The following is a 12,742-nucleotide window of genomic DNA, read 5'->3' on the forward strand; positions in this document are numbered from 1 at the left end:
TTCGACGGGACGCGGCTACGCGGCGACGGTGCTGTGCGCGTCGGCCGCGCGCATCGCGCGACGCCCCGAGGGGACCAGCACCGCGATCGCGATCACGAGGAACATGAGCGCACCCGACACGATCAGGAGCGACTCGACCGAGAACCGGTCCGCGAGCGGACCGAAGATCAGCATCCCGAGCGGCATCGCGAGCGCCATCACGATGCCGACGAACCCGAAGACCCGCCCCTGCCGGTCGGGCTCGACCGTCTCCTGCAGGACCGTCATCGAGGTCGTGGCGAAGGCGGGCACGGCGACGCCGAGCAGGAACATGAACGTGAAGAAGACCCACATGTTCGTCGAGAGGCCCAGGCCGACGGAGAGCACGCCGAACACGAACGTCGCGCCCACGATCATCGCGACGCGGTTCTTGAGCCCGCCCCACGTGGCGAGCAGGACGCCCCCCAGGATCGCGCCGAACGAGAACGCGAGCTCGTTGGCGGTGAGCTTCCAGACCTCCTCGCCGAACGTGCGCACGACCATGAGCGGCGTGAGGTAGGACGGGGCCACGATCAGCAGGAAGACGACCGCGTACAGCCCCAGGACCCAACGCACGAAGGTGTGGCCGCGCAGGTACCGCAGACCGCCCACGAGGTCGTCGAAGTACCCGACCTTCTCGCCCGCGGCCTCGTCGGCGCGCAGCACCTTGGTCACGGGGATCAGGGCCAGGAGCCCGATCCCGATCACGGCCGTGACGACGTCGACGAAGAAGATCGCGACGATCGACGCGCTCGCGTAGACGCCGGCCGCGACCGCAGGAGCCAGCAGCGTCATGGCCGACTGGATCGACCCGTTGATCCCGTTGACCCGCATGAGCTTGCTCACCGGGACGAGCTGAGGCAGGAGCGAGGACACCGCGGGCATCTGGATCCCCGCACCGACCGAACGGATCGCGAGCGCGGCGTAGATGAGCCACAGGTCGTCGGTGCCCGAGAGCATGAGCAGCGCGAGGGCGAGGGTCGTCACGGCGATCGACGCGTCGGCCGCGATGATCAGGAACTTGCGGTTGAGCCGGTCGGCCCAGACCCCACCGAAGATCGACACGACGGCCTGCGGCAGGAACCCGAACACCGTGGCGAGCGCCAGCACGGAGCCGGACTTCGTCTCGAGGGTCAGGTGCCACATGATGGCGTACTGCACGAGCATCGACCCGAACAGCGAGACCGTCTGGCCGCCCAGGAAGATCGTCGCGTCGCGGCGCCAGCGCGGCTTGTCGGCCTCGTCGTCCGTCGGGGTCGTCGCGGACGGGTCAACGGGGTCCACGGGGTCGTGCGAGGCGGCCGCGTGGTCGGCGGTCGTGCGGGGGCCGTAGGGCTCGGCGTCGGTGCCCGTCGAGGCATCCTCTGCGGTCGGGTCGGACACGGTGTTCGGCTCGGGATGACTCACCCGTCCATGGTGCGGGGCGAGGCGGTGCGCGTCCAGGAATTTCCGCGGGTGATCGCTCACGGACTCCTCAGCCCGCGCGGCAAGACCGACACCCGTCCACGTCGTGAGCACCCGGGCGACGTGCTGTCCCCGAGACTCCCCCGGATGGCAGGGTGGGACCGTGACGATCCCGACCGAGCCCACGCCGCCCCGCGACGCAGCCGACACCCCGCATCCACCGCGCCACCTCCAGCCCGGGGACGGCTGGGTCGAGTGCACGTGCGGCAGGCGGCACTGGGGGCTCGCGGGCGCCGCGGGGCTGCTCGTCGCCCGGCGGGGCGAGGACGGCCGCGTGAGCCACGTGCTCCTCCAGCACCGGGCACCCTGGAGCGACCAGGGCGGCACGTGGGGGGTGCCCGGCGGCGCGATCCATCCCGACGAGACGCCCGAGCAGGGAGCGCTGCGCGAGGCGCACGAGGAGGCGGGCGTCGACCCCGCGCTCGTGACGATCGTGGGCGACCAGGTCCTGGACCACGGGCCCTGGCGGTACACGACCGTCCTCGCGGAGGTCGTGCCCGGCGCGCACCTCGAAGCCCGCGCGACCGACGCCGAGAGCCTGGAGATCGCGTGGGTCGCGGTCGGTGACGTCCTCTCGCTCCCGTTGCTGGAGGCGTTCCGGGACGCGTGGCCCGAGCTCGTGGGGCGCTTCGCCGAGGTCGCCTGACCGGAGCATCGCCTCCCGGGAGCCTGTCACGCCGAGGCCCCCGGCGCACGCACGGCCCGTGACCGTCCCGCGGTGCGGGTGGTCACGGGCCGTGCGGTGGTGCGGGTGCCTACGGGGCGCCGGTCGAGGACCCCTCGGCGCCCTCGATGTCCGCGCTCCCCTTCCCGGGGCCGTGGGGGACGAGCTTGAGCCCCACGACCGCGGCGATGATGCCCGCGATGAAGACGACCTTGCCGACCGAGGCGGACTCGTCGCCGGTGAGGATCGCGTAGGAGACCGTCAGGGCCGCGCCGATGCCGACCCACACCGCGTACGCGGTCCCGATCGGGATGTGCTTGACGGCCCAGCCGAGCCCGCCCATGCTGATGGCGAGCGCGACGAAGAAGATGATCGACGGGACGAGCTGCGAGAACCCGTCGGACTTGCCGAGGGCCGTGGCCCAGACGGCCTCGAAGACGGCGCTGACGAGCAGGACGATCCACGGCATGTCAGCTCACCACCTTGAGGCCGACGACGGATCCGACGAGGAGGACCAGGAGCAGTCCGCGCAGCCAGGTGAAGGTCTCGGAACCGGTGATGAAGCCCCAGACCACGGTGAGCGTGGCCCCGATGCCGACCCACACCGCGTACGCGGTGCCGGTGGGCAGGGAGGTCATCGCCCAGGCGAGACCGACCATGCTCAGCGTCAGGGAGACGAGGAAGACGACCGTCGGTCGCCTGCGCGTGAAGTTCTCGGATGCGGACAGCGCCGTCGCCCAGACGGCCTCCAGCATCCCGGAGAGGACGAGGACAACCCAAGCCATGACAAGTAACCCCTCTGAGTCAGTCTTGTCCGTGCGGGTACTGCTCCCTCGTCCGCGCGTCCCTCGTCACGAGGAACTTGGTACCAGCGTACCGACATCGTGTCGTCTTGGCCAGGGATCAGCTCTCCTGCACCCCGGGCTCCACACGTTCCACCCCGTCTCTCCCGACCGGCCTCACCCTCGGGCGCGAGGACCCCACCAGGATCGTCGGATGCCGACACTCTTCGAGCCCTCTCCTCCCGAGGACTACCTGATGCGCCTCGCCGCCTCCGACCTGGGCCGGGGCTACAAGGCTCTCGCCACGGCCGAGCTCGACCTGCGCGACGGCCTCGACGTGCTCGACCTGGGCTGCGGCCCGGGCGCCGACCTGTCGGCGTACGCGACAGCGGTCGGGCCGTCCGGGAGCGTCCTCGGGCTCGACCACGACGCCGGCGCCGTGGCGCGGGCCCGCGCGCTGGTGAGCCATCTGACCACCGTCCGGGTCGAGGAGGCGGACGTCCACCACCTCGACCTTCCCGACGGCAGCGTCGACCGCGCACACACGGACCGGGTGCTCCAGCACGTGGCCGACCCCGGGCTCGTCCTCGCCGAGACGTTCCGGGTCCTGCGGCGCGGTGGTCGCGCGGTGCTCGCCGAGCCGGACTGGGGCACGCTCGTCGTCGACGGCCCCGACGCCGCGACGAGCGACGCCTACGGGCGCTTCGTCGTCGAGCAGGTCGTCCGCAACGGCAGGATCGGGCGCCGGCTCGCCGGGCTCGCCGAACGGACGGGCCTCGTGGTCGAGCGCGTCGTCCCCGTGACCGCCGTCTTCCGCGACGTCCGCAAGGCGGACCAGGTCCTGGGCCTGGCGCGGGTCGCCCGTCGCGCCGTCGAGGCGGGGTACCTGCGCGAGCGCGCGAAGGCACGCTGGACCGAGCACCTTGCGACGCAGCCGTTCTTCGCGTCGGTGACCCTCTTCGTCGTCGTGGCCGACCGGCCGCCGGCGTAGCTTCCCGGTCGCGGGTCGCGGCCCCGCAGTCAGCGCCGCCGTGTGGGGCGGGTCACGCGACCACGGGTTCGTGCACACCGGCGACAGGAGTACTGTTCTCGCGGAGGAAGGCAAGCCTTACCAAACTAGGACGCGAGTCCCAGGTCGGCCGGGCCCCACCGCTGCGACCACCGGCCGCCACGGCCTCCGGCTCCCGGGCTCCCCCGCCCCGCGACCCGTCGAAGGACTCCCGTGTTCGCCAACTTCCTCATCGGCCTGCGTGAAGGCCTCGAGGCCGCGCTCGTCGTCAGCATCCTCGTCGCCTACCTGGTCAAGACCGGCCGGCGCGACCTGCTCCCCTTCCTCTGGCTCGGCGTCGGTGTCGCCGTGGCCGTCTCGATCGGCTTCGGCGCGGCCCTGACCTACGGGCCGCAAGGGCTGACGTTCGAGGCCCAGGAGGCCATCGGCGGCACGCTGTCGATCATCGCGGTCGGCCTCATCACCTGGATGATCTTCTGGATGGGCAGGACGGCCCGGCACCTCAAGGCCGACCTCCAGCACAGGCTCGACGACGCCGTGGCCGCCGGGAAGTGGGCCGTCGTCGTCATGGCGCTGCTCGCCGTCGGGCGCGAAGGCCTCGAGACCGCCCTGTTCCTCTGGGCCGGCGCCCAGGCCACGGGCACCACGACCAGACCGCTGCTCGGCGCGGTGCTGGGACTCGCCGTCGCCGTCGCGCTCGGCTGGGCCGTCTACAAGGGCGCCGTCCGGCTCAACCTGCGCATCTTCTTCGCGTGGACCGGCATGTTCCTCATCGTGGTCGCCGCAGGGGTGCTCGCCTACGGCGTGCACGACCTCCAGGAGGCCGGCATCCTGCCCGGGCTGCACGACCTCGCCTTCGACGTCAGCGCGCAGATCCCGCCGTCGAGCTGGTACGGCACGGTCCTCAAGGGCGTCTTCAACTTCTCCCCCGCGACCACCTGGCTCGAGCTCGCCGCCTGGTGGCTCTACCTCGTCCCCACGCTGTTCTTCTTCGTCCGGACCGTCTGGTTCAGCGCGCCTCGCAGCAGTGCCCCCGCGCAGGCCAGCACCCCGGCACCCACCGTCACGACTCCCGGAGGAAACCGATGACCCGCTCACGGGCCACCCGCGCCGCAGCGCCGCTGCTCGCTGCCGCACTGCTCGTCCCCGTCCTGGCCGCCTGCACGCCCAACGACCCGGCCCCCGCCGGCGCGAGCAGCTCCGCGGCAGGTTCCGCGAAGCTCACGGTCGACTCGTCGGCCGACGCGTGCACGCTCTCGGCCACCGAGGCCCCCTCGGGCAACATCGTCTTCACCGTGACCAACACGGGCGACGACGTGACCGAGTTCTACCTGCTCGCCGAGGACGGCCTGCGGATCGTGTCCGAGGTCGAGAACATCGGCCCGGGCATCAGCCGCGACCTGGTCCTCACGGCCAAGGCCGGACAGTACGTCACCGCGTGCAAGCCCGGCATGATCGGCGACGGCATCCGCTCCGACTTCACCGTGACCGACTCGGGCGCGGACGTCGAGCCCACGGGCGCGGTCGCCGACCAGGTCGCGCTGGCCTCGACCAACTACGTCGCGTACGTCAAGGACCAGACCGAGCAGCTCCTCGAGGGCACCCAGGAGTTCGTGACCGCGTACGAGGCGGGCGACGACGAGGCCGCCAAGGCGCTCTACGCCCCGGTGCGCGTCCACTGGGAGCGCATCGAGCCCGTCGCCGAGTCCTTCGGCGACCTCGACCCCAAGATGGACCTGCGCGAGGCCGACCTCGAAGAGGGCCAGGAGTGGACCGGCTGGCACCTGCTCGAGAAGGACCTGTGGCAGCCCGCACCCGAGGCCAACGGCGGCGAGACCTACGTGGCACTGACGCCCGCGCAGCGCGCGCAGTACGCCGACCAGCTCCTCGCCGACACCCAGGAGCTCTTCGACCGCACGCACGAGGCGTCGTTCGCGGAAGGCATCGACGCACCCGCGATCGGCAACGGCGCCAAGGGGCTGCTCGACGAGGTCGCGACGGGCAAGGTCACGGGCGAGGAGGAGATCTGGTCGCACACCGACCTGTGGGACTTCCAGGCCAACGTCGACGGCGCCAAGGTCGCCTACGACGGTCTGCGCGACGTCGTGGCGGCCAAGGACGAGAAGCTCGCCGCGACGCTCGACGACCGCTTCACGACGCTCCAGGGCCTGCTCGACGAGCAGAAGCAGGGCGACGGGTTCGTGCTCTACACCGACCTCACCCCCGAGCAGGTCAAGGCGCTCTCGCAGGCCGTCGACTCGCTGAGCGAGCCGCTCTCGCAGCTCACCGCCGCCGTGGTGCTCTGAGGATCGACGCACCATGACGACAACGCCCGACCAGCCCGACCAGGCCGACCAGCCCGACACCGGATCGCCCGAGCACGAGAGCCCCGGCGTACCCCGCGAGGCCGCCGCTCCCGGTGACGCCTCGGGACGGGCCGAGCCACCTCTGGAGGCGCGCCCCCGATAGGGGCGCGCGCTCCTGGGGATGGCCGGCGTCGGGCTGGCCGGGGCGGGGCTCGCAGGCGGCTTCGCCGCCGGGAACGCCACGGCCCGCACCTCGGCGCCGAGCGCGGGCCCCGCCGAGGGCGACGGCGCGTTCGCGTTCACGGGCGAGCACCAGGCCGGGATCACGACCCCGGTCCAGGACAGCCTGCACTTCGCGACGTGGGACGTCACGACGCAGGACCGCGACGAGGTGGTCGCGCTGCTGCGCGCGTGGACCCTCGCGGCCTCGCGCATGACGCAGGGCCTGCCCGCCGGGGAGTTCGGGCCCATGTCCGGGCCGTACGACGCCCCGCCGGACGACACGGGCGAGGCCGAGGACCTGCCGGCCTCGGGCCTGACGATCACCTTCGGGTTCGGCCCCTCGTTCTTCACGGCCGCGGACGGTACGCCGCGGTTCGGCCTCGACGGCCGCAGGCCCGACCTCCTCGCGGACCTGCCGCACTTCCCCGGCGACATGCTCGAGGACGCGCGCTGCGGCGGCGACCTCGCGGTCCAGGCCTGCGCGAACGACCCGCAGGTCGCGGTCCACGCGATCCGCAACCTCGCGCGCATCGCGTTCGGGACGGCGTCGGTCCGCTGGAGCCAGCTCGGCTACGGGCGCACGTCGTCGACCACGACGACCCAGCCCACGCCTCGGAACCTGTTCGGCTTCAAGGACGGCACGGCCAACATCACGTCCGAGGAGTCGGCGGCGGTCGACGAGCACGTGTGGGTCGCACCGGGCGACGGTGCCGACTGGCTCACGGGCGGCTCGTACCTGGTCGCGCGCCGCATCCGGATGACGATCGAGACGTGGGACCGGGCTCCCCTGCGCGAGCAGGAGACCATCGTGGGCCGCACCAAGGGGTCGGGGGCTCCGTTGTCCGGCGGCGAGGAGCGCACCGAGCCCGACTTCGAGGCGGCGGGCCGCGGCGGCGCCCCGCTCATCGACCCGGCCTCGCACGTGCGCCTCGCGCACCCCACGAGCAACGGCGGCGCGCGCATGCTGCGCCGCGGCTACAACTACACCGACGGCTCCGACGGGCTCGGCAGGCTCGACGCAGGGCTCTTCTTCCTCGCGTACGTGCGCGACCCGGCCACGCAGTACGTGCCCATGCAGAACGCGCTCGCCAAGCACGACCTCATGAGCGAGTACCTGCGGCACACGGGCTCGGGGATCTGGGCCGTGCCGCGCGGGGTCGCCGAGGGGGCCACGCTGGGCGGGGACCAGGGTGCGTTCGTGGGCCAGGAGCTGTTCGCCTGAGCGGTCCGCCGCGCCCACGCACCACCGAGCGCTTCCCGGTCACCCGCGGACCCGGCCCGCCTCCTGGACCGCGGGACGGACCTGCTCGCCGTAGGCCTGGAGCGTCTCGTCGTTCGCGTCGTGCTGGAGGTAGAGCGCGAACTGGTCGACGCCGAGCGCCCTGAGCTCGAGCAGCCGCTCGACGTGCCGCGCGGGCGGCCCGATCAGGCAGAACCGGTCCAGGATCTCGTCGCTCACGAACGCGGTGTGCGTGTTCCCCGCACGCCCGTGCTCGTTGTAGTCGTAGTCGACGCGGCCCGCGACGAAGTCGGTCAGGGCCCGAGGGATGCTCGGCCCCCCGTCGCCGTCCGTCCCCGTGCTGTCCCCCGCCCCGTAGCGCGCGACGATCTCCGCGACGTGGTTGCCGACCATGCCGCCGAACCAGCGGCACTGGTCGTAGGCGTGGGCGAGCGTACGCCTGCCCACGTTCCCGGGCCCGTCCCCGCCCGACGACGCCTCGTCCGTCACGTACGCGGGCGCGGCCACGCAGATGCTCACCTCGGCCGGGTCACGCCCCACGCGCTCGGCGGCCCGGCGCACCGCGTCGATCGACCAGGCCACGATGTCGGGGTCGGCGAGCTGGAGGATGAACCCGTCCCCGACCTCGCCCGCGAGCGCCAGCGCGCGCGGGCCGTAGGCGGCGACCCACACGGGGGTGCGGCTGTCGGGGGCCCAGGGCAGGTGGAGCGTCGAGCCGTGGTGCTCGACCGCCTGCCCGCCGGCGAGCCCTCGGATGGTCGTGACGGCCGTGCGCAGCTCGGCGAGGGTCACGGGCTTGCCGTTGGTCACCCTGACCGCTGAGTCCCCGCGGCCGATCCCGCAGACCGTGCGGTTGCCGAACATGTCGTTGAGGGTCGCGAAGGTGGACGCGGTCACGGTCACGTCGCGCGTCGCGGGGTTGGTGACCATGGGCCCGACGGTCACGCGGTGGGTCGCGGACAGGATCTGGGAGTGGATGACGTACGGCTCCTGCCACAGGAGGTGCGAGTCGAACGTCCAGACGTGGCTGAAGCCGTGGAGCTCTGCGCGTCGCGCGAGGTCGACGACGCGCCACGCGGGCGGGTCGGTCTGCAGGACGACGCCCAGGTCGAGGCGCTCGGCCGTGCCGGTCGCGGTCATGGCTGGTCCCCGCCCGTCATCTCAGGTACGCCGAGTGGCTGCGACGCAGGTACCGGCCGTGCCCCGGGTGGCCGTGGTACTCGCCGCCGGAGATCAGGACCTGACCGCGCGAGATCACGACGTCGACGTGCCCGTCGATCTCGAAGCCCTCCCAGGCGGAGTGGTCCATGTTCATGTGGTGGGTCTTGCGGTTCCCGCGCGCGGTGTCCGCGTCCGTGGGGTAGCCGATCGAGGTGTGCCCGGCGGGGTCGTAGACCACGACGTCGGCGTCGGCTCCCGGGGCGAGAACCCCTTTGCGGTCGCCGAGGCCGAACATGCGCGCCGGCGTCGTGCAGCACAGCTCGACCCAGCGTTCGAGCGAGATCCGCCCGTCGACGACGCCCTGGTAGACGAGGTCGAGGCGGTGCTCGACGCCCCCGATCCCGTTGGGGATCTTGGAGAAGTCGCCGAGCCCGAGCTCCTTCTGCTCCTTGAAGCAGAACGGGCAGTGGTCGGTGCTCACGACCGACAGGTCGCCCGTGCGCAGGTAGCGCCACAGCTCCTCCTGGTGCTCCTCGGCCCGCGAGCGCAGCGGGGTCGAGCAGACCCACTTGGCGCCCTCGAACCCGGGCGCCCCGAGCTGTTCCTCGAGCGAGAGGTACAGGTACTGCGGGCAGGTCTCGCCGAACACGTTCCACCCGTCGTCGCGTGCCCGGGCGAGCGTGGCCACGGCCTGCTTGGCCGACATGTGCACCACGTAGAGCGGGGCGCCCGCGAGGCGCGCGAGCATGATCGCACGGTGCGTGGCCTCCTCCTCGGTCTCCCAGGGGCGCGTGGTGCCGTGGAAGTACGGGGCGGTGTCGCCACGGTCGAGGGCCTGGCGCACGAGGACGTCGATCGCGATGCCGTTCTCGGCGTGCATCATGACCAGCGACCCGTTGGTCGCGGCCTTCTGCATGGCCCGCAGGATCTGCCCGTCGTCGCTGTAGAACACCCCGGGGTAGGCCATGAAGAGCTTGAAGCTCGTGATGCCCTCGGCCACGAGCTCGTCCATGGCCTTGAGCGAGTCGTCGTCGACCCCGCCGAGGATCTGGTGGAAGCCGTAGTCCACGGCGCAGTTCCCCTCGGCCTTGGCGAACCACGCCGCGAGGGAGTCCTGGACCCGTTCGCCGGTGCGCTGGACCGCGAAGTCGACGATCGTCGTCGTGCCTCCCCAGGCCGCGGCGCGCGTCCCGGTCTCGAACGTGTCCGAGGCGGCCGTGCCGCCGAACGGCAGCTCCATGTGGGTGTGCGGGTCCACCGCGCCCGGGATGACGTACTTGCCGGTCGCGTCGATCACGGTCTGCGCGACCGAGGCGAGGTCCACGCCGAGCGACGTGTCGCCCGGGCGTAGCAGGGCGGCGACCTGCTCGCCGTCGAGCAGGACGTCGGCGCGCGAGCGCCCCGTGGGCCCGACGACGGTGCCACCCGTGATGAGGGTCAGTGCCATGGTGTGCGTCCTCTCGTTCGTCGGTCGGTGGGGGTGCCGCGCGGTGCGGGGTGCGGCGCCGTGCGGGGTGCGGCGCCGTCGGGCCGGCTGGGCCCGTCACGTTGGCGTCAGGGCGCGGTCAGCGGGCCGTACGCGTCGGGGCGGCGGTCGCGGTAGAACTGCCACCGGTTGCGGACCTCGGTCAGCAGGTCGAGGTCGAGGACGCGCACCACGAGCTCCTCCTCGTAGGCGTCGGCCGTCTCGCCCACGAACGCACCCTCGGGGTTCACGAAGTAGCTCGTGCCGTAGAAGTCGTTCGAGCCCAGCTCCTCGAACCCGACCCGGTTGATGGCACCGACGTAGTACTCGTTGGCCACGGCCGCCGCGGGCTGCTCGAGCCGCCACAGGTAGTTGGACAGGCCGCGGCTCGTGGCGCTCGGGTTGAAGACGATGGTCGCTCCGGCGAGACCCAGGGCCCGCCACCCCTCGGGGAAGTGCCGGTCGTAGCAGATGTAGACCCCGATGCGCCCGACCGCGGTGTCGAAGACCGGGTAGCCCAGGTTGCCGGGACGGAAGTAGAACTTCTCCCAGAACCCGGGCAGGTGCGGGATGTGGGTCTTGCGGTACTTGCCGAGGTAGCTGCCGTCGGCGTCGATCACGGCTGCCGTGTTGTAGAGGATCCCAGGCTGCTCGAGCTCGTACACGGGCAGCACGACCACGATGCCCAGCTCCTTGGCGAGGGCCGCGAAGCGCTCGGTCGTCGGGCCCGGGACGGACTCGGCGTAGGAGTAGAACGCGGCGTCCTCGACCTGGGGGAAGTAGGGCGCGTTGAACACCTCCTGGAAGCAGATGACCTGGGCCCCCTGGTCGGCGGCCTGGCGGGTGTACCGCTCGTGGGCCGCGACCATGGACTCCTGGTCGCCGGTCCAGCGGACCTGGGTGAGGGCGGCGCGCACGATCATGGGGTCTCCTCGGGTGGGGCGGCGGGACGGGGGCGGTGGCCGTTGTGCTCGGCGGACGGCGCCGTCGGCACGGTGCGGCGCCGGTGCCGGACCGGCTCGACGACGTACCGGTCGGCGACGTCGAGCGCCGCGTCGACGACGTCGAGGCCGTGCTCGAGGTCCTCGACCGACGTGACGAGCGGCGGGGCCAGGTGCAGGCGGTTGACCTGCGGGAACGGCCAGACGCCGCCCGCGGTCACCGCGGCGACGACCTCGGCCATGGGGGCGTTCTGCTCGGGCGTGCCCTGGAACGGCACGAGACGTTCGCGCGTGAGGGGGTCACGGACGAGCTCGATCGCCCAGAGGAACCCGAGCCCGCGGACCTCGCCCACGCTGGGGTGCCGCGCGGCCATGTCACGCAGGCGTTCTCCCAGGACCCGCTCGCCCAGCGACCGGACCCGGTCGAGGATGCCCTGCTCCTCGAGCACGTGGATGCTCGCGACGCCGGGCGCGCACGCGAGCGGGTGACCCGAGTAGGTGAGCCCGCCGGGGAACGGGGTGCGGTCGAAGCTCGCGGCGACGCGCTCGGACACGATCACCCCGCCGAGCGGGACGTAACCCGAGTTGACGCCCTTGGCGAAGACCACGAGGTCCGGCACGACGTCCCAGTGGTCCACGGCGAACCACTCGCCGACGCGTCCGAAGCCGACCATGACCTCGTCCGCGACGTACAGGATGCCGTGCTCGTCGCACAGCTCGCGGACCCCTGCGAGGTAGCCGTCGGGGGGCACGAGCACGCCGTTGGTCCCGACCACGGTCTCGAGCAGGATCGCGGCGATCGTCGCGGGTCCTTCGAGCTCGACGACCTCGCGCAGGTGGCGCAGCGCCGCGACGCACTCGTCGGCGTCGGTCGTGGCCCCGAACGACGACCGGTAGGTGTAGGGCCCGAAGAAGTGCCGCACGCCCGGGTCCACCTCGTTGGGCCAGCGGCGCGGGTCGCCCGTGGCCGTCACGGCCGTGCCCGTGTTGCCGTGGTAGGACCGGTAGGCCGCGAGAACCTTCTGCCGACCGGTGTGGCGCCGGGCGAGGCGCACGGCGTTCTCCACGGCGTCGGCGCCCCCGTTGGTGAAGAACACACGGTTCAGCCCGCCGTCGGCGCCGCCCGGCGCACGCTCGACGATCAGGCGTGCGAGCTCGCTGCGCACCGGGTTCGCGAACGACGGCGCGACGGTCGCGAGACGTCCGGCCTGCGCCTGGATCGCGCCCACCAGCGCAGGATGCTGGTGCCCCAGGTTGAGGTTGATGAGCTGCGAGGCGAAGTCCAGGTAGCGCGTGCCCTTCTCGTCCCAGAACCAGGCGCCCTCACCGCCGGCGATGGTCACGGGCCGGATCAGCTCCTGCGCCGACCACGAGTAGAAGACGTGGGCGTCGTCCCGTCCGGCCCGTCCCGTGCCCTGCACTGCGTCCGTCATCCGGCTCGCCGTCCTTTCGTCCGTCGGCTCGTCCGCC

13 protein-coding genes and 1 riboswitch are annotated in these 12,742 nt (G+C 72.3%); of the genes, 6 read left to right on the top strand and 7 right to left on the bottom strand.

Annotated features, from left to right (window positions below):
• Positions 1-15: 15 nt before the first annotated feature.
• Positions 16-1,425 (bottom strand): MFS transporter, encoded by a 1,410-nt coding sequence (locus WFH32_RS04550; protein ID WP_336706335.1) that lies wholly within the window; start codon positions 1,423-1,425, stop codon positions 16-18.
• Between the two features lie 160 nt (positions 1,426-1,585).
• On the opposite strand from WFH32_RS04550, the gene WFH32_RS04555 reads away from it, so the two are divergent.
• On the top strand, positions 1,586-2,128 hold the full coding sequence (locus WFH32_RS04555) for an NUDIX hydrolase (RefSeq protein WP_318243941.1): 543 nt from the start codon (positions 1,586-1,588) through the stop codon (positions 2,126-2,128).
• A 109-nt stretch (positions 2,129-2,237) separates the two neighbouring features.
• Here the strand turns inward: WFH32_RS04555 and WFH32_RS04560 are convergent, their stop codons facing one another.
• A complete protein-coding gene (locus WFH32_RS04560; RefSeq protein ID WP_191794369.1) occupies positions 2,238-2,615 on the bottom strand; it encodes a DMT family transporter in 378 nt (125 codons plus the stop codon).
• Position 2,616: 1 nt separating this feature from the next.
• Positions 2,617-2,931 carry a DMT family transporter gene (locus WFH32_RS04565; RefSeq protein WP_138823905.1) on the bottom strand — a complete coding sequence of 105 codons (315 nt, stop codon included), beginning with the start codon at positions 2,929-2,931 and terminating at the stop codon, positions 2,617-2,619.
• 13 nt (positions 2,932-2,944) lie between these two features.
• Positions 2,945-3,011, bottom strand: a riboswitch (guanidine-III (ykkC-III) riboswitch).
• A gap of 131 nt (positions 3,012-3,142) precedes the next feature.
• Here WFH32_RS04565 and WFH32_RS04570 point away from each other — a divergent pair.
• The 5 genes from WFH32_RS04570 (at position 3,143) to efeB (ending at position 7,687) form a co-directional block, all read left to right on the top strand.
• Positions 3,143-3,919: a methyltransferase domain-containing protein gene (locus tag WFH32_RS04570; protein WP_336706336.1), complete on the top strand. Its 777-nt coding sequence runs from the start codon at positions 3,143-3,145 to the stop codon at positions 3,917-3,919.
• A 231-nt stretch (positions 3,920-4,150) separates the two neighbouring features.
• Positions 4,151-5,026, top strand: a complete 876-nt coding sequence (gene efeU, locus WFH32_RS04575; RefSeq protein WP_336706337.1) for an iron uptake transporter permease EfeU — start codon at positions 4,151-4,153, stop codon at positions 5,024-5,026.
• Positions 5,023-6,243, top strand: a complete 1,221-nt coding sequence (gene efeO, locus WFH32_RS04580; protein ID WP_191794372.1) for an iron uptake system protein EfeO — start codon at positions 5,023-5,025, stop codon at positions 6,241-6,243. Before efeU ends, efeO begins: the two co-directional genes overlap by 4 nt.
• A 13-nt stretch (positions 6,244-6,256) precedes the next feature.
• Positions 6,257-6,406: a hypothetical protein gene (locus WFH32_RS04585; protein WP_336706338.1), complete on the top strand. Its 150-nt coding sequence runs from the start codon at positions 6,257-6,259 to the stop codon at positions 6,404-6,406.
• A gap of 12 nt (positions 6,407-6,418) precedes the next feature.
• A complete protein-coding gene (gene efeB / locus WFH32_RS04590) occupies positions 6,419-7,687 on the top strand; it encodes an iron uptake transporter deferrochelatase/peroxidase subunit (RefSeq protein WP_336706372.1) in 1,269 nt (422 codons plus the stop codon).
• Between the two features lie 39 nt (positions 7,688-7,726).
• On the opposite strand, the gene WFH32_RS04595 is transcribed toward efeB, so the two are convergent.
• From WFH32_RS04595 to WFH32_RS04610, 4 genes are all read right to left on the bottom strand, one after another.
• Complete coding sequence (locus WFH32_RS04595) at positions 7,727-8,845, bottom strand: TIGR03842 family LLM class F420-dependent oxidoreductase (protein WP_336706339.1); 1,119 nt, start codon at positions 8,843-8,845, stop codon at positions 7,727-7,729.
• 16 nt (positions 8,846-8,861) lie between these two features.
• Positions 8,862-10,313, bottom strand: a complete 1,452-nt coding sequence (hydA, locus tag WFH32_RS04600) for a dihydropyrimidinase (RefSeq protein WP_191794375.1) — start codon at positions 10,311-10,313, stop codon at positions 8,862-8,864.
• A 107-nt stretch (positions 10,314-10,420) separates the two neighbouring features.
• Positions 10,421-11,254: a nitrilase-related carbon-nitrogen hydrolase gene (locus WFH32_RS04605; protein WP_336706340.1), complete on the bottom strand. Its 834-nt coding sequence runs from the start codon at positions 11,252-11,254 to the stop codon at positions 10,421-10,423.
• Entirely contained in the window at positions 11,251-12,705 is a 1,455-nt protein-coding gene (locus WFH32_RS04610; protein ID WP_191794377.1) for an aspartate aminotransferase family protein, read from the bottom strand. The genes WFH32_RS04605 and WFH32_RS04610 overlap by 4 nt, the downstream gene beginning before the upstream one ends.
• Positions 12,706-12,742: the final 37 nt, after the last annotated feature.

Source organism: Oerskovia sp. USHLN155 (assembly GCF_037145535.1).
GTDB classification, from domain to species: domain Bacteria; phylum Actinomycetota; class Actinomycetes; order Actinomycetales; family Cellulomonadaceae; genus Oerskovia; species Oerskovia rustica.

Bases quoted from the DNA above. Each gene is read 5' to 3' on its own strand.
- WFH32_RS04585 (WP_336706338.1), top strand. From the start codon at position 6,257: ATGACGACAACGCCCGACCAGCCCGACCAGGCCGACCAGCCCGACACC.
- WFH32_RS04565 (WP_138823905.1), bottom strand. From the start codon at position 2,931: ATGGCTTGGGTTGTCCTCGTCCTCTCCGGGATGCTGGAGGCCGTCTGG.
- WFH32_RS04560 (WP_191794369.1), bottom strand. From the start codon at position 2,615: ATGCCGTGGATCGTCCTGCTCGTCAGCGCCGTCTTCGAGGCCGTCTGG.
- hydA (WP_191794375.1), bottom strand. From the start codon at position 10,313: ATGGCACTGACCCTCATCACGGGTGGCACCGTCGTCGGGCCCACGGGG.
- efeO (WP_191794372.1), top strand. From the start codon at position 5,023: ATGACCCGCTCACGGGCCACCCGCGCCGCAGCGCCGCTGCTCGCTGCC.
- WFH32_RS04570 (WP_336706336.1), top strand. From the start codon at position 3,143: ATGCCGACACTCTTCGAGCCCTCTCCTCCCGAGGACTACCTGATGCGC.
- WFH32_RS04605 (WP_336706340.1), bottom strand. From the start codon at position 11,254: ATGATCGTGCGCGCCGCCCTCACCCAGGTCCGCTGGACCGGCGACCAG.
- WFH32_RS04610 (WP_191794377.1), bottom strand. From the start codon at position 12,705: ATGACGGACGCAGTGCAGGGCACGGGACGGGCCGGACGGGACGACGCC.
- WFH32_RS04595 (WP_336706339.1), bottom strand. From the start codon at position 8,845: ATGACCGCGACCGGCACGGCCGAGCGCCTCGACCTGGGCGTCGTCCTG.